This is a genomic window from Actinacidiphila sp. bgisy160, from assembly GCF_965342435.1.
Classification (GTDB): domain Bacteria; phylum Actinomycetota; class Actinomycetes; order Streptomycetales; family Streptomycetaceae; genus Actinacidiphila.
The window spans coordinates 22416-42018 of record NZ_CBDRCM010000033.1; the positions used below are offsets into that span (position 1 = coordinate 22416).

The 19603-nt window shown below is 73.8% G+C and carries 14 protein-coding genes and 2 pseudogenes; 6 read left to right on the forward strand and 10 right to left on the reverse strand.

Translation table 11 applies throughout. From position 1 onward, the window contains the following. Window positions 1–24: 24 nt before the first annotated feature. Window positions 25–507, reverse strand: coding sequence for an Lrp/AsnC family transcriptional regulator (locus ACRWNP_RS23970; RefSeq protein ID WP_431964617.1), 483 nt, complete (start codon window positions 505–507; stop codon window positions 25–27). 59 nt (window positions 508–566) lie between these two features. Between ACRWNP_RS23970 and ACRWNP_RS23975 the strand changes: the two genes are divergently transcribed. Continuing rightward, window positions 567–1745 carry a trans-sulfuration enzyme family protein gene (locus tag ACRWNP_RS23975; protein WP_431964619.1) on the forward strand — a complete coding sequence of 393 codons (1179 nt, stop codon included), beginning with the start codon at window positions 567–569 and terminating at the stop codon, window positions 1743–1745. Here ACRWNP_RS23975 and ACRWNP_RS23980 read toward each other — a convergent pair. The 5 genes and pseudogenes from ACRWNP_RS23980 to ACRWNP_RS24000 form a co-directional block, all read right to left on the reverse strand. Beyond that, window positions 1699–3069 (reverse strand): GNAT family N-acetyltransferase, encoded by a 1371-nt coding sequence (locus ACRWNP_RS23980; protein ID WP_431964621.1) that lies wholly within the window; start codon window positions 3067–3069, stop codon window positions 1699–1701. The two genes, ACRWNP_RS23975 and ACRWNP_RS23980, sit on opposite strands and share 47 nt — an antisense overlap. 76 nt (window positions 3070–3145) lie before the next feature. Next, entirely contained in the window at window positions 3146–3667 is a 522-nt protein-coding gene (locus tag ACRWNP_RS23985; protein ID WP_431964623.1) for a DUF1990 family protein, read from the reverse strand. Between the two features lie 315 nt (window positions 3668–3982). Next, a pseudogene (locus ACRWNP_RS23990) lies at window positions 3983–4173 on the reverse strand (alkaline phosphatase D family protein); the annotation flags it as partial. 118 nt (window positions 4174–4291) lie between these two features. Next, window positions 4292–5362, reverse strand: a complete 1071-nt coding sequence (locus ACRWNP_RS23995; protein WP_431964625.1) for a TerC family protein — start codon at window positions 5360–5362, stop codon at window positions 4292–4294. Between the two features lie 52 nt (window positions 5363–5414). Then, window positions 5415–5924 (reverse strand): universal stress protein, encoded by a 510-nt coding sequence (locus ACRWNP_RS24000; protein WP_431964627.1) that lies wholly within the window; start codon window positions 5922–5924, stop codon window positions 5415–5417. A 147-nt stretch (window positions 5925–6071) separates the two neighbouring features. Here ACRWNP_RS24000 and ACRWNP_RS24005 point away from each other — a divergent pair, with 147 nt between their 5' ends. From ACRWNP_RS24005 to ACRWNP_RS24020, 4 genes are all read left to right on the forward strand, one after another. Next, on the forward strand, window positions 6072–6419 hold the full coding sequence (locus ACRWNP_RS24005; RefSeq protein ID WP_431964629.1) for a helix-turn-helix transcriptional regulator: 348 nt from the start codon (window positions 6072–6074) through the stop codon (window positions 6417–6419). Window positions 6420–7162: 743 nt separating this feature from the next. Continuing rightward, the gene (locus ACRWNP_RS24010; RefSeq protein WP_431964631.1) at window positions 7163–8989 is read left to right on the forward strand and encodes an HSP90 family protein; all 1827 of its coding nucleotides are present in this window, start codon (window positions 7163–7165) and stop codon (window positions 8987–8989) included. Continuing rightward, complete coding sequence (locus tag ACRWNP_RS24015) at window positions 8986–11943, forward strand: tetratricopeptide repeat protein (RefSeq protein ID WP_431964633.1); 2958 nt, start codon at window positions 8986–8988, stop codon at window positions 11941–11943. Before ACRWNP_RS24010 ends, ACRWNP_RS24015 begins: the two co-directional genes overlap by 4 nt. 134 nt (window positions 11944–12077) lie before the next feature. Further along, a complete protein-coding gene (locus ACRWNP_RS24020) occupies window positions 12078–13919 on the forward strand; it encodes a glycoside hydrolase family 15 protein (protein ID WP_431964635.1) in 1842 nt (613 codons plus the stop codon). Here the strand turns inward: ACRWNP_RS24020 and ACRWNP_RS24025 are convergent. The 3 genes from ACRWNP_RS24025 to ACRWNP_RS24035 all read right to left on the reverse strand — a co-directional run bounded on the left by ACRWNP_RS24025 (window position 13916) and on the right by ACRWNP_RS24035 (window position 16774). After that, window positions 13916–14677 carry an N-acetyltransferase gene (locus ACRWNP_RS24025; RefSeq protein WP_431964637.1) on the reverse strand — a complete coding sequence of 254 codons (762 nt, stop codon included), beginning with the start codon at window positions 14675–14677 and terminating at the stop codon, window positions 13916–13918. The genes ACRWNP_RS24020 and ACRWNP_RS24025 overlap by 4 nt on opposite strands. 50 nt (window positions 14678–14727) lie before the next feature. Continuing rightward, a complete protein-coding gene (locus ACRWNP_RS24030) occupies window positions 14728–15153 on the reverse strand; it encodes a hypothetical protein (RefSeq protein ID WP_431964639.1) in 426 nt (141 codons plus the stop codon). Window positions 15154–15313: 160 nt separating this feature from the next. Next, window positions 15314–16774 (reverse strand): PLP-dependent aminotransferase family protein, encoded by a 1461-nt coding sequence (locus ACRWNP_RS24035; RefSeq protein WP_431964641.1) that lies wholly within the window; start codon window positions 16772–16774, stop codon window positions 15314–15316. A 75-nt stretch (window positions 16775–16849) separates the two neighbouring features. On the opposite strand from ACRWNP_RS24035, the pseudogene ACRWNP_RS24040 reads away from it, so the two are divergent. Continuing rightward, window positions 16850–17182 (forward strand): annotated as a pseudogene (locus ACRWNP_RS24040) (EamA family transporter); the annotation flags it as partial. A 687-nt stretch (window positions 17183–17869) separates the two neighbouring features. Here the strand turns inward: ACRWNP_RS24040 and ACRWNP_RS24045 are convergent. Beyond that, window positions 17870–19318, reverse strand: coding sequence for an NCS2 family permease (locus tag ACRWNP_RS24045; protein ID WP_431964643.1), 1449 nt, complete (start codon window positions 19316–19318; stop codon window positions 17870–17872). Window positions 19319–19603: the final 285 nt, after the last annotated feature.

A 19603-nucleotide genomic window follows, 5' to 3' on the forward strand; every position in this document is an offset into this window, starting at 1 on the left:
GTGCTCCGTCATCACCATTGACGATCATATTCCTGACGTGGGCGGGAGCAGCGGGCCGCAGTCCCAGTGCTGGAAGATCAACCGGGTTTCGACGCGGGCGACTTCGGGCCGCGAGGTGAACTCGTCGACGACCAGCCGCTGGAGGTCGCCGGTGCTCGCGACGGCCACGTGGACGAGGTAGTCGTCCGGCCCGGTGAGGTGGAACAGCGCCCGCGACTCCGGCAGTGCGCGCACCCGCTCCACGAAGGGGCCGATCAGCTCCCGGCGGTGCGGCCGCACCTGCACCGCCAGCAGTGCCTCCAGCGGGCGTCCGAGCCGGGCCGGGTCGACCCGCAGCTCGTGGCCGAGGATCACCCCGGTGCGGCGCAGCCGGCTGACCCGGTCCAGACAGGTGGACGGGGCCACGCCGACGGCGGCGGCGAGGTCCTTGTAGGTGGTCCGTGCGTCGTTCTGCAGCAGGCGCAGAATCTCGAGGTCGACCGGATCCAGAAGCACAGAATCGGACACCGGCCGAAATTAGCACGGGCGATCCGCGCTACGGACCGGTAGCTGTTCAGCATCGGGCCATGGACACGACAGCATCGGCGCACACCCGCCGCGCCCTCGCCACCGAAGCCGTGCACGCCGGCCGCGAAGACCTCGCGGACCTCGGCCTGCACGCCGTTCCCCTGGACCTGTCCACCACCTACCCCTCGCGGGACAGCCGCGCCGAGGCCGCCCGCCTCGACGACTTCGCCGCCACCGGTGCCGCGCTGACCGGCCCGCCGGTCTACTCCCGGCTCGACAACCCCACCGTCGCCCGCTTCGAGACCGCCCTGGCCAAGCTGGAGGGTGCCGAAGCCGCGGTGGCCTTCGCCAGCGGCATGGCCGCACTCACCGCCACCCTGCTGGCCCGCGCCTCCATGGGGCTGCGGCACGTGGTGGCCGTCCGCCCGCTGTACGGCTGCAGCGACCACCTCCTGACCGGCGGTCTGATCGGCACCGAGGTGACGTGGACCGACCCGGCCGGCGTCGGCGACGCCATCCGCCCCGACACCGGCCTGGTGATCGTGGAGACCCCCGCGAACCCGACGCTCGCCGAGGTCGACCTGCGGGCCGTCGCCCACTCCTGCGGCGAGGTGCCGCTACTCGTCGACAACACCTTCGCCACGCCTGTCCTGCAGCGCCCCCTGGAGAGCGGCGCCCGGATCGTGCTGCACAGCGCCACCAAATACCTGGGCGGTCACGGCGACGTCCTGGGCGGGGTCGTCGCCTGCGACGAGGAGTTCGCCCGTGTGCTGCGCAAGGTGCGCTTCGCCACCGGCGGGGTGCTGCACCCCCTCGCCGGCTACCTGCTGCTGCGCGGGCTGTCCACGCTGCCGGTCCGGGTGAAGGCCGCCTCCGCGACGGCGGCGGCGCTGGCCGAGCGGCTGGCCGCCGACCCGCGGGTGGTCAAGGTGCACTACCCGCGGATCGGCGGCGCCATGGTCGCCTTCGAGGTCCAGGGCGACCCGCACGAGGTGATCGCCGGGGTCCGGCTGATCACCCCGGCGGTCAGCCTCGGGAGCGTCGACACCCTCATCCAGCACCCGGCCTCGATCAGCCACCGCATCGTCGACGAGGGCGACCGGCACAGCTCGGGCGTCAGCGACAGGCTGCTGCGGCTGTCGGTCGGGCTGGAGGACGTCGAGGACCTGTGGGAGGACCTGGACATCGCGCTCAGCGCGGCCGAGCGCTCGCGCCGGCCGGTGACAGCGTCGCGGTGATGACCAGCGTGCCGTCCTCGACCTGGTAGTCCAGCGGCAGACCCAGGCGGCGCATCGTCGCGACCATCGCGGTGTTGGTCGCCTGGGTCACCGCGTACACGCTCGCGCACCCCGTGTCGACGGCCTGGGCGACCAGGCGGTGCAGCAACTCCAGGCCGATGCCGCGGCGTTGCCAGGCGTCCTCGACCAGCAGGGCGACCTCGGTCTCGTCGCCGTCCCACAGCAGGTGGCCGAGTGCGACGAGCCGGCCGGAGACGGTCCGCACGGCGAGTGTCCGCCCGAAGCGGGGGCTGAGCAGGTGCGTCAGATAGCGGTCCACGTCCGCGACCGGGCCGTGGTAGCGGCGCGCGAGGGTGGCGGTGGAGCAGCGGTCGTGGAGTTCGCGGGCGGCCTCGAGGTCCTCCGGGCCCGCGCGGCGGACGGTGATCTCATTGCCCTCGGGCAGGGTGAGGACGGCTCGGCCCTCCGGGACCCTGGTGCCCAGGTGCGCGTCGAGTTCGACGAGCGCGCGGGCGCGGGCGAACTCGGTCGGGGTGAACGGGAGATAGGCGCGTTCCACGGTGATGGTGCCTCCGGCCGGGTCGCGCAGCCGCATGATCGTGTCCTCCAGGGTGTCCTCGGCCGGATCGGGGCCGGCCGTGCCGGGCGGGGTGGACCTTATGGTGCAGCGGCCGAACAACTGGCGCAGGGCCAGGGGAAGTTCGGCGGCGTCCAGGGCGGTACGGGTGGCGAGGCCCAGCACCCGGGTCGGGGTGTCGATCAGGTCGTGGGCGTCGGCCCGCTCGATCCAGGTGTCGTGCCCGCCCCCGCCGGCCACGGCCCGCGTCAGGTCGCCCGGGGCGAGGGCGGCCGGGGCGCGGACCAGGAACTCGTCCACGGTGCCCTCGGCCAGCGGGTGCGTCTGGAGCGTGAGGATGTCCACGCGCCGCCCGGCCAGCGCCGTGCAGAGGGCGGCCAGGCTGCCCGGCGTGTCACGCACCGTGGTGCGCACCCGCCACAACGTGGTCCCGGCGTCGGTCCCGTCCACGGCGGAGCTTTCCCCCGGCTCCGTCGTACGGCTCCCGTTGTGGCTCCCGGCTGTCGGCGGTGAGTGACCGTGATGGCGTGCCCACCATGTGTGGAAGCCGGCCGTGGCGACGAGTGCGGCGGCCGACAGGCACAGCAGGGCGGGGCCGTCGGGGGCGTGCCCGACGAGGTTGGCGATGAGGTCGGCGGTGGCCACGGCCACGAAGAGCGCGGCGAGTTCGATGACGTCGCGGCGCCAGTGGTGCTGCCGCCGTGCGGCGGCGGCAGGGGCGGTCGTGGCGGAAGTCAGGTCTCGCATGCGAACACCATGCCGAACACGTGTTGCGTGATCACGAACGCGTTGTGACCGACGGGTAAAGGGTGGGCCATGTCGGTTAACTCCCCCTTTCAATAGTTCTGTCCTGCGACAATCGGCGCAGACATTGGCCGTAACGCCGCGCGAAGCCACGCTGAGTGACGCGTCCCAGGGGGCCCAGTAGACCCACGTACCACGCCCCCGGTCCACTGAAGGCCGTGACATCCAGCCACACGGACCCGTCCGGGGCGAGGCCCACCACGAAGGCCTCCTCCCCGCGCTCCGGGTGGCCGGGGAGCGTCCCGTACGCGAATCCCACGCGCTCCGGGTCGTGTTCCGCCCACACCACCTCGCACGGCGCGCGCAGCGGGCCGATCCGCAGGGGCACGGGCACCCCCGGCGCCGCGTCCGGGGTGCCGGCGGGCACCCGCAGTCCGGCCGCCCGGTGCATCCGCCACCCCATCAGCGCCCGGCCGGCCGCGGCCAGCACCTCGGAGCCCTCGCCGAGCCGGATCCGCTCGTGCAGGCGGTGGAACCCAGGCGGCGTGGGGCCGCCGGTCCGGGTCACCCCGACCTGCTCGTAGGTGAAACCACCAGTCACGGCGCCATCCTCCCGGTCCGTCAGGAGTCCGTGGAGTACCCTCCCCGGCCACTCCACGAGGTCTCGAAATCGCCGTATTGCCCCGGCGATTTGCACATGCTAAGCCTTCGGGGCACCGCCGCCCGCCGGTGCGGAGTGCGGCTCGCCTCCTGGTCCAGCCGCGCATGGGGAGCGGCGGGGTCTCGGCGCCTGCGCGCTTGCCGAGCCAGGCGTGGAACCCGCAGGGCTTCGGCATGCTCCACCGGGCGGTTCCCGTGCCCCCTTCCGGTTGGGCCCGGAACGATCAGTGAGACCCGCGACGGCCACTCGGCGACAACGGCCGAGGATGCCCTGCGGGTCGTAAGCCTGGCTGTCGGGGGAGTCGGCGTTGCGGTACGTGCGCATGTCGAGGACGAAGCCGTCCAGCAGGGGGCCCTGCCGCGGTACCCGGTGCACCCGGCCGGCGCCGTCCGGTCGCAGCGAGGGGATGGGGAGTGCTCGGCGAACGCCCGCCGCGCCCGGTCGGCGTTCGCCGGGGACGTCCACGCTCTTCTCGGCGTCCCGGTGTCCCGGTGTGGCGGGAAGTGGCAGACGCGCACTGCGGCGCCGGTGGCGCGGTGGCCGGCCGGAGGCGCCGGGTCGTGGTCATGACGCGTCCTTCCCGTGCGCGTCGTGCGCGTCGTGCGTATGGACGCCCTGGTGGGACGTGGGGGTCCGCTCGTCGCCGCGAGCGCTGACGGATCCGGCGGCGCCGGCCTCGGCCCGCTGGTGGTCGATGCCGGTGGGCTGGTTGCGGGTGGCGATCAGCGACCACGCGATGGACACGGTGATCGTCACGGTGATGACGCCGAGGGTGAGGGGGATGGGCAGCTTGCCGACGGGGGTCTCGGACAGGATGAGCTTGACGCCGGCGAAGGCGAGCAGGACCGCGAGGCCGTAGTGCAGGTACTGGAAGCGGCGCAGGAGTCCGGCGAGGCAGAAGTACAGGCTGCGCAGGCCGAGCACGGCGAAGGCGTTGGCGGTCCAGACGAGGAACGTACTGGTGGTGATCGCGAGGACGGCGGCGACGGAGTCGACGGCGAAGATCAGGTCGGTGGCCTCGATCGCGACAAGCGCCACGAACAGCAGGGTCGCGACCCGCCGTCCGTGGACGCGCACGAAGAACGTGCCGCCGTGATACCGCGGGTCGGTCGGGATGATCTTCTTGACCAGGCGGACGACGGGGCTGCGATCCGGGTGGACCTCGTCTTCCTGGGAGAAGGCCATCTTCCAGCCGGTCCAGATCAAGAACGCGCCGAAGAGGTAGGCGGTCCAGAAGAACAGCTGCAGCAGTTCGGCGCCGACGAAGATGAACACCAGCCGGGCTGCGAGGGCGCCGAGGACGCCCCAGAACAGCACCTTGTGCTGGTACGCGTCGGGGACGGCGAAGTACGAGAAGACCAGAGCGAAGACGAAGACGTTGTCGATCGACAGGGCCTTCTCGATCAGGTAGCCGGCGTAGTAGGTCGAGGCGGTCTCACCTCCCTGCCACGCCCAGAGGACGAGGCCGAAGCCGAGACCGATGGCGATCCAGATGCCGCTCCAGACCGCGGCCTCACGAAAGCTGATGACGTGGTTGTCACGGTGGGCGACCAGGTCGACGGCGAGCATCACGCAGATGCCGAGAGTGACCGCGGCCCACACCCACAGCGGGACGGAGAACGGCAGGTCGTTCATCGCGAAACGTCTCCCCTCCAACAGCGGGACAGGTCACGAGCAGGGGGGCCGGTCACGGCGAGGGCAGGCTCATGGGCGTCAAGGCGGCGGGGGCGACGGCGTGCACGCGAGGGCCTCCGTGCAGGGCCGCGGCCTCGATCAGGGTGAACGCGTCCAGCCCCGCCGGGCCGCGGCGGCCGGCCACCACGTCCGGGGCCCGGTGGCGGCAGGCCAGCGCCAGCAGCTGCCGAGCTGCCGCCAGACGAGACCCGTCACCCGATGGCAGGTGGAAGACCTCGGGAATGTAGCCGGTCCCCTTCGGGCCGACCTTCGGAATGACACGGGCCAGCACCGCCCGCACCGACGCGGAGGCCGGGCCCGGACAGGAGCGGCGGACGTGCGGGGGCATCACGGCGATCAGCAGCAGCGGAACGCGGCGGGCGAGGGCGAGTCGGGCGGCTGTCTCGGCCACCGCGACATCGTCGACGCCGTCGGTCAGGACCGCCGCCACCGGCCGGACCAGGCCCGCCCGGCCGGGGTGGGGGACGCAGTCACGTGCGGGGTGGGAAAGCAGTCGGGTCATGGCGCTTACCCGCCTTCCTTAACGGGAGGAATCACCTCAAGAGTCACCCCACCCCTGACATGCGTCAACGGTTACGCGAAAATTTTTTCGCCAATAAATTTTCGCGTGATGGCTGAACATGCGAAACGGGATTCGTATGATGGGGCCATGGGCAGCTCATCGGCGCGCGGCGGACAGTGGACGTTCCTGACCAATCACGCACGGGTGCTGCTGTGGCTCGCCCGGGACGCGGAGGTGCGACTGCGTGATGTCGCCGCCGGCATCGGCATCACCGAGCGGGCGGTGCAGATCATCGTCGCGGACCTGGAGGCGGCCGGGTACCTGACCCGGACCCGGGTGGGCCGCCGCAACCGCTACACCATCGACTCCAGCGTCGCCCTGCGTCACCCTTCGGAGGCCGACCACCCCGTCGCCGACCTCCTGAGCGCCTTCCTCCACCGCGAGGACGCACCGGACACCGCGGCCGCCGAGCCCCGGGCGGCTGCCAGGCCGTGAACCAGGGGCGGCTGCCGACGGTTCTCCACGGCCACGAACACCGTCCGCTGCGCCTGTCGGCACCGTGCCGTTCGCCCTCGTCACGAGCTGGGACAGGCGGAGACGTGGGACCTGACCACCGGTGAAGTCCGCGCCGGCGCCGACCAGCGGGCCGTGGAAACGGCGGGTGTGCCCCGAACGACGCGGTCGCCGAGGTCCACACCACGATCCGCGCCGGCCGGTCCGCGCGCACCCGCACCGGGCCGCCCGACGCCGTGAGTCCCCGGTCCGCACATCCGCGTCGCCGCCGGCTTCCCCGACCCGGCCGGCGCGGGCTCTGCTCGCGCCGTGTGCCGCCGATCCGAACGCCCAGTGAACAACCGCCCCGCGCCGCACCGGCGCACCGGTCACGGGCACCTTCCCCCCGGCCCCGGCCCCGGCCCCGGCCCCGGACACCCGGCGCGGCGGTGTGCGGTTCGTGTGGTCGCGCGACCCGGCAGCGCAGGGCCGGTGCAGCGCCCGCGGCGTCGGCGGCCCGCGCGTACGCCATCGGCGCGGTCGGCCGGACCTGTGCGTCCACACCCACGACCCGGCCGCGGCGCCCACCCGCTCCCCGCACTTCCGGTTGCCGCCGCGCACCACGAAACCCCCTGGTCACCTCGGCCCCACCGCCATACGATGTTCCGCAATCCGGCGGCCGCGATCACCCGATCGCCCTACCCGCGCCCCATCCGCCCTCCCTGGGATGCACCGGCGCCCCCACGATGACTGCAGATCAGACACCGCACGCCTTCCAGGTCGACCTGCGCGGCCTGGTGGACCTCCTCTCCCACCACCTCTACTCCAGCCCCAAGGTCTACTTGCGGGAGCTGCTGCAGAACGGCGTCGACGCGATCACCGCCCGCCGGGCCGAACAGCCCGGCGCCCCCGCCCGGGTGCGCCTGTACGCCGAGGGCGGCCGGCTGCGCGTGGAGGACACCGGCGTCGGCCTCACCGAGTCCGACGTGCACGACCTGCTGGCCACCATCGGCCGCAGCTCCAAGCGCGACGGGCTGGAGAGCGCCCGCTCGGAGTTCCTCGGCCAGTTCGGCATCGGGCTGCTCGCCTGCTTCGTCGTCGCCGCGGAGATCCGCGTCGTCAGCAGGTCCGCCCGGACCCCGGACGCCCGGCCGGTCGAGTGGACCGCCCGTGACGACGGCTCGTACACCGTCCGCACGCTGCCGCCGGACGATCACCCCGAGCCCGGCACGACCGTCCACCTGACCGCCCGGCCGGGCGCCGCGCAGTGGCTGGCCGAGGAGCGTGTGCTCGCCCTCGCCAAGGACTTCGGCTCGCTGCTGCCGTACGACGTGCGAGTCGGCGACACCCCCGTCACCGAGCGCCCGCCCGTCTGGGAGCGCCCGCACCCCGGGCAGGCCGCCCGCCGGGTCGCGCTCGCCCGGCACTGCCACGAGCAGTTCGGCTTCACCCCGCTCGACGTCATCGACCTCGACGTCCCCCTCGCGGGCGTGCGTGGCGTCGGCTACGTCCTGCCCGCCGCGGTCAGCCCCGCCCAGCGCGCCGGGCACCGCGTCCACCTCAAGGGGATGCTGCTCACCGACCGGGCCGACGAACTCCTGCCGGAGTGGGCGTTCTTCGTCCGCTGCGTGATCGACACCGACAGCCTGCGCCCCACCGCCTCCCGGGAGAGTCTGTACGCCGACGAGACGCTCGCCGCCGTCCGTGAGGCGCTCGGCGAACGCATCCGCGGCTGGCTGACCGAACTCGCCGCGGGCGACCAGGAGCGGCTCGCCCAGTTCCTCGCCGTCCACCACCTCGGCGTCAAGTCGCTCGCCCGGCACGACGCGGAGATGCTCCGCACGATGCTGCCGTGGCTGCCGTTCGAGACCACCGACGGGCAGGTGTCGCTGGAGGAGTTCGCCCGCCGCCACCCCGTCGTCCACTTCACCCGCACCGTCGAGGAGTACCGGCAGGTCGCCGCGATCGCCTCCGCGCAGGGCATCGGGGTCGTCAACGGCGGCTACACCTACGACGCCGACCTGGTCGAGCTGCTGCCCACCGTGCGTCCCGGCACCGCCGTCGCCGAACTCGACGCGGACACCGTCACCGCGCACCTCGACCCCGTGGACCCCGCCGAGGAACTCGCCCTGTCCGGCTTCCTCGCCGCGGCCCGCGCCCGGCTCGACCCCCTCGGCTGCGACGTGTCGCTGCGCACCTTCCACCCGGTCACCGTCCCCGCGCTCCACCTGGACGACCGGGCCGCCCGCCACGAACGCGCCCGCGCCGAGGAGGAGGAGCGGGCCGACGAGCTGTGGGCGGGGATCCTCGGCTCGCTGCGCGGCGGCGCCCCGCGCGCCCGGCTCGTCCTGAACCACCTCAACCCGCTGGTCCGGCGGATCAGCGGCTTCACCGACCCCGAGCTCGTCGGCACCGCCGCCGAGGCGCTGTACGGTCAGGCCCTGCTGATGGCCCAGCGCCCGCTGCGCCCCGCCGACTCCGCGCTCCTCAACCGCGCCTTCCTCGGCCTGCTGCAGTGGGCGGCGCAGACCGCCGACAGGCCGGCCGACGCCGAACAGGAGGACGGCCGATGAGCGACCAGCCGCCGACCGCCGAGACGATACGCCGCGCCCTGCGGCAGAACCGGGAGGAGCCCGAGGGCCGCGCCCGCAACGCCGGCGCGGAGCGCATCGTCGCCGAGGCCGAGGCCACCGGTGACACCCCGCTCCTCCTGCAAGCCCTGTTCAACCTCGTCAACGCCTACGCGTACAGCAGCGAGCGGGACAAGTTCTTCGTGCCGTTCGCCCGCCTGCTGCGCATGTGGGACGAGCGGCCCGGCGACTTCGACGGCGAGAGCGCCCACCACCTGCACTGGATCTTCAAATGGGTGGCCGGCAACATGCTCGACCAGCCGGGTATCCCGCTCGCCTCCATCGAGAAGTGGCAGAGCGAGATGGAGCACCGTTACCGCCTCGCCGGCCACTCCGAACGCGCCGTCCGCCAAGGCGAGTTCCGCATCGCCCGGCACCTGGGTGACACCGCCCGCGCCGAGGCTGCCCACGCCGCGTGGCTGGCGGCGGACCGCGACGCCATGGCCGACTGCCACGCCTGCGAACTCCACGGCCAGGGCAGCTGGCAGGTCGACCGCGGCCGCGACGAGCAGGCGCTGAACACCTGGGAGCCCGTCCTGGCCGGGCAGTACACCTGTGCCCACGAACCGCACAATGTGCTGGCGTCCTCGCTGCTGCCGCTGGTCCGGCTCGGCCGGCTCGACGAGGCGCGCGCCCACCACCTGCGCGGCTACCGCCTGGTGCGCTCCATGGAGAGCATGCGCGGCGCCGTCGCGGGCCACGTCGAGTTCTGCGCCCTGACCGGCAACGAGGCGCGCGCCCTGGAGATCCTCGCCGAGCACCCCGCGTACTTCACCGACACCGGAGACCCCGACACGCTCATGGACCACCTGGCGGTCACCGGGATCCTGATGCGCCGCCTCGTCGCCCTCGGGCACGCCGACCGAGGCGTCCCCGGCCCGGCCGGCACCGAATGGACCGCCCGCACGCTGCTCGCCCACGCCGCGCGCGAGGCCGCCGCCATCGCCGCGCGCTTCGACGCCCGCAACGGCAACGACGCCGTCAGCCGCCGCGTGAACGAGCGCCTCGCCGCCGAGCCCCTCGTGGAACGGCTCCCGCTGGGCGTCCGGGCCCGGCAGCGCCTGACCGTGCCCGCCCGCCCGCAGCCCGTGCCGCCCCCCGCAGCGGCCGCCATGCCCGCGGGCACCGAGGACGTGCCCGTGCTGCTCGCCGAGGCCCGCAGGCTCAGTGCTGCCCAGCACCCCGACGCGGGCGCCGCCTGGGCCGCCGCGGGCCGTGCCGCGGAGCGCACCGGCACCGCCCTGGACGACCTGGCCCGCGCCGAGATCGCCGACCACGCCGGCATCGGCGCCTTCACCGACCCCGCCGTCGCCGTACCGCTCTTCGAGAACGCCGCTGGGCTGTTCGAGGAGGCCGGCGAGCCGGGCGAGGCCGCCGCCTGCCGCGCCCGCGCCGCCTACGCGGTGGCCGTCGCGGAACAGACCGGTCAGTCCCTCGCCGCACTCGACGCCGCCGTCGACGCCCTGCGCGAGCTGCACCGCGCCGGCCGCGCCACCGCCCGCCAGCTCACCGGGGCCTGGCTGGCCCGGGTCCACGTCCGGCCGCCCGGTGCCGAGGCCGAGGCGGAACTGCGGGGCGTCATCGCCTTCGCCGAGGAGCACCGCGACGAGGAGCGGATGGCAGGCCGGCTCGCCGATGCGATCGCGCTGCAGGCCCGCCACACCGCCGCGCGCGGCGACGCCGCGACCTCCGCCGAACTCTTCGCGCGGGCCGCCGGCCTCCACCACGAGGCCGGAACCCCGTGGCACGCCGTAGAACCCGAGGCACTCCTCGCCGACCTCTCCCTCCAGCGGGACGACCACGCCACCGCGGAGGAGGCCGCCCGCGCCGCGCTGGAGCACGGCGCCGCCACCCTGGGCCCGGTGCACCGCGCCCACCTGCACACCGTGCTCGCCGCCGCGCTCGCCGCCCGCGGAGCCGACGCCGAGGCCGCCGACCACGCCCTGGAGGGCGCCCACTGGGCCGACGAGGGCGACATGTCCGAGGAGCTCGGCGCCTGGGCGCGGCTCGTGCTCGGCGGAGCGCTGCTGCGCGAGGGCAGGGCCGCCGAGGCCGCGACCGTGCTGGAGACCGCCCTGCCCGACCTGGTGCGCGCCCACCACGACGGGCGGGTCGTCCAGGCCCGCTGGTGGCTGGGGGAGGCGCTGCGCGACCTGGACGAGCCGCGCGCCGCCGCCGAGCAGTTCCTGCTCGCCGCGGAGATCGCGCGGGGCTGGGAGGAGCAGCAGGACCACGCCGTCCTCGCGAACCTCGCCGCCGACTCCCTGGAACGGGCCGGGCTGGCCGGCGAGGCCGCACAGGCGTACATCCGGGCCGGTGAGCTCTGGCGCGACCTGGAGCGCCCCGTCCCGCTCGTCCGCACCCTGCGCGCCCGTGCCTGGCTCGCCCTCCACGACGGCCGGGGCGGTCTCGCCGAGGGCCGTTCCGCGATGGCAGAGGCCGCCGCGGTGGCCGAGGAGGCGCTGGCCGCGGCGACGGCGGCCGGCGACGTGAACGCCGCGGTGCACCTGCGTGCCGAACTGGCGGGCACGCACCGGCAGACCGGCGAACTGATCGTCCGCGCCTGTCCCGGCGAGCCCGGCGAGGAGGACACGGACGGCTCGGCGCGCGCCGCGTACGAGGAGGGCCTGGCCTGCGCCGAACGCGCGATCGCCGTCTTCGACCCGGGTCCCGCGCGCAGCGCGGCCCAGCTCATGGCCGCCTGGCTGGAGGCCGACCTGGGACGGCACACCGCGGCCGCCCGGCGGGCCCGGTCCGTCCTCGCCCTGTACGAGGGCGAGGACGCGGATCCGGACGACGAGGTCGCCGCCCAGCGGCTGGCCGAGGCGCGCTCCGTCCTGGAGTACGTCGGCGAGCGCCCCGCAGGACCGGAGCAGGCGCGGGCCGGGGAGGCGTAGGCCCGGACCGCGCCGCGGTTACGGCCGGGCGGGCGGTCGCGGCCGGGCGCGCGTTCCCGGCCGAGAAGGAGGAGGGCCTGGGGGTTAGTCTGAATGGTGGCTTTTGCCGGTTCCTGGCACGCGAGGAGGCCACCGTGACAGCCGAAGCCCTCCGGTCCGAGTTCGCGCCGGCCGACGGCCGGTACCTGCCCATCGCCGCCCACGGGCTCATCGGCGACCTGCGCAGCGCCGCGCTGGTCGGTACGAACGGGACCATCGACTGGTACTGCTGCGGGCGCTTCGACGCCCCCAGCGTCTTCGCCTCCATCCTCGACGCCGACCGGGGTGGCAGCTTCGAGCTGGCCGCGGACGTTCCCGCGCGCACCAAGCAGTTCTACTTCCCCGACACCAATGTGCTGATCACCCGGTTCTTCGCCGAGGACGGCATGGGCGAGGTGCAGGACTTCATGCCGGTCGTCGACGAGTCCCACGAGGCCGACCGGCACCGCCTGATCCGCCGCGTGGTCTGCGTACGGGGCATGCTGCCGTTCCGGATGCGGGTGGCGCCGCGCTTCGACTACGGCACCATGCCGCACACCGTGCACATGAACGGCATGCAGGCGCTGTTCGCCACCCCCGCCCAGACCATCGCCCTGACCTGCTCGGTACCGCTGGAGGACGACGGCCGGGACGTCTGGGCCCAGTTCAAGCTCTCCGAGGGCGAGGCCGCCGTCTTCGCCCTGGACCAGGTCGGCGACGGGGTCGGCCCGCGCGGCTGCCCGCTGACCGAGGCGGAGGACCAGTTCGAGAAGACCGTGCAGTACTGGCGGCACTGGCTCTCCCAGTCGAAGTACCGGGGACGCTGGCGCGAGATGGTGCACCGTTCCGCGCTGACCCTGAAACTGCTCACCTACGCGCCGACCGGCGCCATCATCGCCGCGCCCACCACCAGCCTCCCCGAGCGCATCGGCGGCGAACGCAACTGGGACTACCGCTACGTCTGGATCCGCGACGCCGCCTTCTGCGTGTACGCGCTGCTCCGGCTGGGCTTCACCGACGAGGCCGAGGCCTTCATGAACTTCCTGTCGGACCGCGTCTGCGTGGGAGGACCGCGCTGCACCGCCGGCCCCTTGCAGATCATGTACGGCATCGACGGCCGATCCGAGCTGCCCGAACGGGAGCTCGGCCACCTGGAGGGCTACGCGGGCTCGGCGCCGGTCCGGGTGGGCAACGACGCCGTCCACCAACTTCAACTGGACATCTACGGCGAGCTCATCGACTCCCTCTACCTGTACGACAAGTGGGGCAAGCCGATCTCCAGCGACCACTGGGACACCGTCTGCGAACTCGTGGACTGGGTCTGCGACAACTGGGACCAGCCCGACGAGGGCATCTGGGAGACCCGCGGCGGCCGCAAGAACTTCCTGTACTCCCGCGTGATGTGCTGGGTGGCGATCGAGCGCGGCATCCGGATGGCGAACCACCGCGGCCTGCCCGCCAACCGCGAACGCTGGTACGGGGCCCGCGACCACCTCTACCGGCGGATCATGAGGAACGGCTGGTCGGAAAAGCGGGGCGCGTTCACCCAGAGCGAGGGCGAGGACGTGCTGGACGCGTCGGTGCTGATGATGCCGCTGTCCAAGTTCATCTCGCCGACCGACCCCAAGTGGCTCTCGACACTCGACGCCCTCGGCAAGGACCTGGTATCGGACTCACTGGTCTACCGCTACGACCCCCTGGCGAGCCCGGACGGCGTGCCCGGCGACGAGGGCACCTTCTCCATCTGCTCCTTCTGGTACGTCGAGGCCCTCACCCGCGCCGGGCGCAAGGACGAGGCGCGGCTGGCCTTCGAGAAGATGATCACCTACGGCAACCACCTGGGCCTGTACGCCGAGGAGATCGACCGTGCCGGGGAGCAGCGCGGCAACTTCCCGCAGGCCTTCACGCACCTCGCCCTGATCAGCGCCGCCTTCAACCTCGACCGGGCGTTGGGCTAACGCGGCTCCGTGCGGTGCCGGACCCAGACGTTGGGTTCGACGTACACGGCGTGGTCGTGCGCGGTGTCGCAGTGCACCGGCACCAGGGCGCCGGGCACCTCGACGGCGCCGTCGCGGTCGAAGGGGAGCCCCGTCCAGCGCCGCCACTGGGACAGCGTCCCGCTGACCGTCATCGAGGCCGGCGCCACCTTCACGATGACGCCGCCCGCCCTGACGTGCACCCGCAGCCACGGGTCCTCCGGCAGCCCGTCCTCGCGCCGCAGGCCTGCGTAGTCGGCCATGGGGAGCCGCGGACGCAGGTGCTTGGCGGTGGGACGGACCGGGGCGAGCAGCGCGTCGTGGCCGAGGCCCCGCGCGGTGTCGCGCAGCGCGGCCACCATGCGGTGCGACAGGCCCCGGCCCAGGTGGCCGGTGTCGATGGTGATCTCCAGCGCGCTTGCGGCCGTCGCCGCACGCCCGTCGCGCAGATCGGCGTACGCCCACACCAGTACGCGGTCCCAGCCCTGGTCGGGGGTCTCCTCGCGGCCCTCGCGGGTCGCGTCGAAGGGGACGGCGAAGCCGCGCGCCACGACCCGGTCGCTGTCGGTCGCGACGACGCAGTACTGCGGGAAGTCCTCGGCCACCCGGTGCAACAGGGCCCCGGCGACCGGGTCCTGGGGGACGAAGGCCGGCCAGTTCTCGGAGATCTCCCAGAGCCGGGAGGTCAGCTCGGGGCGCTCGGCGAGCGGGGTGATGCGTACGGTCGCGGTGTCGTTCACGAGGCAGCACCCTGTCAGACGCGCCGCCGCCGCGGCATCCCGTTTTCCCCTCAGGCGGCCCGGCCCACGCCCGAGCGGGCCACGACCGCGGCGGCGCGGCGGACCGCCGCGGCGCCCGGCCCCGGCTTCCGGAACCGGCACCCCGGGCCGGCGCGGTGAGCGGCACGGCGGCGAGCAGCAAGGGGCCCGTGGCCGGTGACCGCGGCCGTCGCGAAGCCGCCCGCGATCACCAGCAGCCCGTACCGGGCCGGCCGCGCCCGGCCGGTCCGGTCCACCGGCGAGGCCGGCGTGAATTCGGCGCAGGCCGAGCCGAGCAGCAATGCGCTGCCGACCGCCCCGGCCTGGGAACCGCTCAGCGCGAGCCCGGTGGCGAGGCGGCCGACGACGGTCGGCATGAGGTACGGCGCGAGGTAGCCGACGCAGAAGAGCGCGACCAGCGGCAGCAGGGCGCGCGAGGGCGCGGTCCGCGAAGACATGGGCGTTCCCGGGTGAGGGACGGCCGAAGGCACGGCGAGCAGAGGGGAGGAGTGGTGCGACCGTCGACGGACAGGAACGCGCGGAACCATGTGTATCAAGCAACCAGGCTCGCCGATAAAGGGGTATTCCCCGCTCAAACCCGCTGTTGCCGAATTGAGATCAGACGCTCGCGCGGAGCACACGCACACAGGTCTCGACGTCGCCCGCCGACAGGTGCGCGTAGCCGAGGACCAGCCGCACCCTGTCGTCCCCTCCCGCTTCTCCCTCGCCGGCCCCGGCGGTGTAGGACGACAGCGGCCGCAGCGTCACCCCGGCGCGCGCCGCCCGCGCCAGGAACACCGGCTCGGGACCGAGGCGTTCGGGCAGCGCCGCCACGACGTGCAGACCGGCCGCGATCCCCGACACCTCCGTGCCCGGGAAGTGCCGCTCCAGCGCCCGTACGAGCGCGTCCCGGCGCTCCCGGTACCGCCGCTGGCAGCGGCGCAGATGACGGTCGTACTGACCGGAGCGGACGAACTCGGCGAGCACCGCCTGCTCGGTCACCGGATTGCCGAGGTCCATCGTCCGCTTCCGCGCGGCCGCCGCCTCCGCGACGTCCGGCGGCGCCACCAGCCAGCCCAGCCGCAGGCCCGGTGCCAGCGTCTTGCTGACCGAACCGGCGTAGGCCACACGGTCGGGGGCCAGTCCCTGCAGCGCGCCGACCGGGGCCCGGTCGTAACGGAAGTCGCCGTCGTAGTCGTCCTCGATCAGCAGGCCGTCCACGCGCCGTGCCCACTCCAGCAGTTCGGCCCGCCGCCGCGGCGGGCAGGCCGTCCCCGTGGGGAACTGGTGGGACGGCGTCACCACCGCCGCCCGGGCGCCGGACGCCGCGAGCGCCACCGGGTCGAGCCCGTTCCCGTCCACCGGGACCGGCACCGCCGTCAGGCCCACGGCCGCGAACAGCGCCGCCTGCTCCGGGCTGCCCGGGTCCTCCACCGCCACCGACCGCACACCCCGCCCGGCGAGCACCATCCCCAGCAGGGTCAGCGCCTGCGCGACACCCGAGCACACCACGAGCCGCCCCGGGTCCGCCGCCACCCCGCGCCGGCGGGCCAGCAGGTCGGCCAGCGCGCCGCGCAGTTCCGGCAGCCCGCGCGGATCGGGATAGCCGAGCGCCAGGCTCGGCAGCCGGCCGAGCACCCGCCGGTGCGCCGCCGTCCACGCCGCCCGGGGGAACAGCGACAGGTCCGGCACCCCGGGGCGGAAGTCCGCGGGACCGCCCCGCACGTCCACGGGGGAACCGTCCGGCACCGCGGCGACGGGCCGCGCCACCGCGCCGGCCACCCACGTGCCCGCGCCCTGCCGGCTCAGCAGGTACCCCTCGGCGGTGAGCTGCGCGTACGCGTCCGTCACCAGGCCCCGCGACACCCCCAGATCCGCGGCCAGTTCACGGCTCGACGGCAGCGGCGTGCCCGCGGCGAGCCGCCCCGAGCGGACGGCGTCGCGCAACGCCGCCTGGAGCACCCGGCCGCGCCGCCGGGCGGGCGCGCCCGCCGCCGGCAGCAGCAGCTCCCACGCCGCCGTCCACGGACCGCCGCCTTCGCCGCCGTCCCCGCTCCCACTGGTCCCCGTAACCGTCATCGCATTGGACCTTAAACCGGACCGGCCGGCCTTCCTAACGTGCCTGCCATGGATCTCTCGTACCGCCGCGGGGCGATGCTCGCGGCCCTCGCCTGCGTCCTGGTCGGCGGCTCCTTCACCGCGTCCGGGGTCCTCGTGGGATACCCGCACGCCGGGGGCCAGGCCCTGCGCTACGGCCTGGCCTGCCTGCTCCTGCTGCCCCTCGCCCGGCGCGGTGCCGGGCGACGGCTGCGCGCGCTCACCCCGCGGGAGTGGGCGCGGCTGGCCGTGCTGGCCGCCACCGGGATGGTGGCCTTCAACCTCGCGGTGCTGGGTGCCGAGCGCACCGCAGAACCGGCCGTGCCCGGGGTTCTGGTGGGCTGCGCGCCCGTCGTCGTCGCCGTGCTGGTGCCCGCCGCGGCGGGCCGGCGCCCGGCACCGCGGGTGACGGCGGCCGCCGTCCTGGTGGCCGCGGGGGCGTTCGTGGTGCAGGGCTGGGGCGCCGCCGACGCCGCCGGGCTGCTGTGGTCGCTGGCGGCGCTCGGCGGAGAGGTCGCCTTCGCCGTGCTGGCCGTGCCGGTGCTTGCGCCGCTCGGGCCGAAGCTGCTGTCGGCGTGCGTGTGCGGCGTCGCCGCGGCCGAGGCAGCGCTGCTCGGCTTCGCCCTCGACGGCGCGGCCGCTTTCCGGCCGCCCACCGGCGCCGAGGCGCTGGCCCTGGGCTGGCAGGCGGCGGTCACCACCGTGATCGGCTTCGTCTGCTGGTACGCGGGCGTCCAGCGGATCGGCGCCGAGCGCGCGACGCTCTTCTCCGGGCTGATCCCGGTCTCCGCCGCGGTGACCGCGCCGCTCGCCGGCGTGGGCACGTACGGCCCCGGACAGCTGGCCGGCAGCCTGCTGGTGGCGGCAGGGGTGGCGTTCGGCGCGGGGTGCGCCACATCACACCGGGCGATCCGGAACGGGCGGGAACTCCGGCCCTGCGCCGGTAGTTCGACAGGTACGGGCCGCGCGCGGAGCGCCGGCCCGGCCAGCGGCCCCGACCGGGGGCCCCCGTCCCGGTCGGGGTCTTCATCGTGGGGCCGCGGGAGGCCGTGCCGGCCGCCCGCGGCCCGCCGGGCGCTACCCGACCCCGAGCAGCTGCTCGATCGGGTCGATCGCGAAGTAGACGACGAACAGCGCCGACACCACCCACAGCAGCCAGTGCACCTGCCGGGCCTTGCCGAGCACGGCCTTGAGCAGCACGAAGGCGATGAAGCCGGCACCGATGCCGTTGGTGATCGAGTATGTGAAGGGCATCACGGAGATGGTCAGGAACGCGGGGATGGCGATCTCGAAGTCGTCCCAGCCGATGTTCTTGACCTGGGTCATCATCAGGAAGCCGACCGCGACCAGCGCCGGGGCCGCCGCCTGCAGCGGCACGATCGTCAGCAGCGGGCTCAGGAAGAGCGCCACCGCGAACAGACCGCCGGTGACCAGGTTGGCGAAACCGGTACGGGCCCCCTCGCCGACGCCCGCCGCCGACTCGATGTAGGCCGTGTTCGACGACGAAGAGGCCGCGCCGCCCGCGACCGCCGCGGCACCGTCGATGAGCAGCACCCGGCCCAGGTTGGGGACCTTGCCCTCCTCGTCCAGCAGGCCGGCCTCGGCCGTGATGCCGACGACCGTGCCCATGGTGTCGAAGAAGTCCGACAGGATGAGGGTGAAGACCAGCAGCACCACCGTGATGAAGCTGACCTCGGCGAAGGCGCCGAAGAGGCTGAAGTGCCCCAGCAGCCCGAAGTCCGGCGCGGCGAACACGTCGTCCGGCACCTTGGGCGTGGTCAGCCCCCAGCTCTTCACGTCCGCGACGGCGTCGACCACGATCGCCAGCACTGTCATGGCGACGATGCTGATCAGGATCGCGCCCTTCACCTTCCGGGCCAGCAGCGCGATCGTCAGCAGCACCCCCAGGCAGAAGACGAGCACCGGCCAGCCCGACAACGCACCGGTCCCGCCCAGTTGGACGGGCACCGTGGTGTTCGCCGCGTCCGGGATGCGGCTGACGAAGCCGGCGTCCACGAAGCCGATGAAGGCGATGAACAGGCCGATGCCCACGCTGATCGCCTGTTTCAGCGGCTGGGGTATCGCGTGCATCACCGCCTCGCGCAGCCCGGTCACCACCAGGACGCAGATCACCAGGCCCTCGATGACGATCAGGCCCATCGCGTCGTCCCAGCTCATCATGGGCGCGATCTGGAAGGCGACCACCGCGTTGAGGCCGAGGCCCGCCGCGATGGCCAGCGGCAGGTTGCCGCCGACGCCCATGACGATGGTCATGACCGCCGCCACCAGCGCGGTGGCGGTGACCAGCTGACCGGTCGACAGGACGTGGCCGAACTTGTCCTTCGCGCTCCCCAGGATGATCGGGTTCAGCACGAGGATGTACGCCATGGTGAAGAAGGTGGCGAAACCGCCGCGGACTTCGCGGCCGAAGGTCGACCCGCGCTCCCCGATGCGGAAGTAGCGGTCCCATGGATTCTGCGGTGGCGGCGGCGAGCCCTTCGCCACGTCGGTGGCCTGAGCGGACATGGTGCTCCTCGGGGTTGGTGCGACAACCGGGCAACCTGCTGGAGGCTGGAGGGATTGTGTACGCCGGAACGCCCGCTCGGGTTTTGAATCCGTTTCCTTGTGTTAACGAATCGGCATTGCCCGGCGCCTCACGCGCGGCCGACGTCGAAGTCCGCGTGACCCCGGGGCTCCACCATCCGCCCGGTCGGCCGAACTCCTGCGGCGAGGTCCTCGGGGTGAGCGTGTGCGTTCTCCACACCGCCTTCCTACCAGGGCACACCGACAGGGCGTTCAACGGCGTCGGTT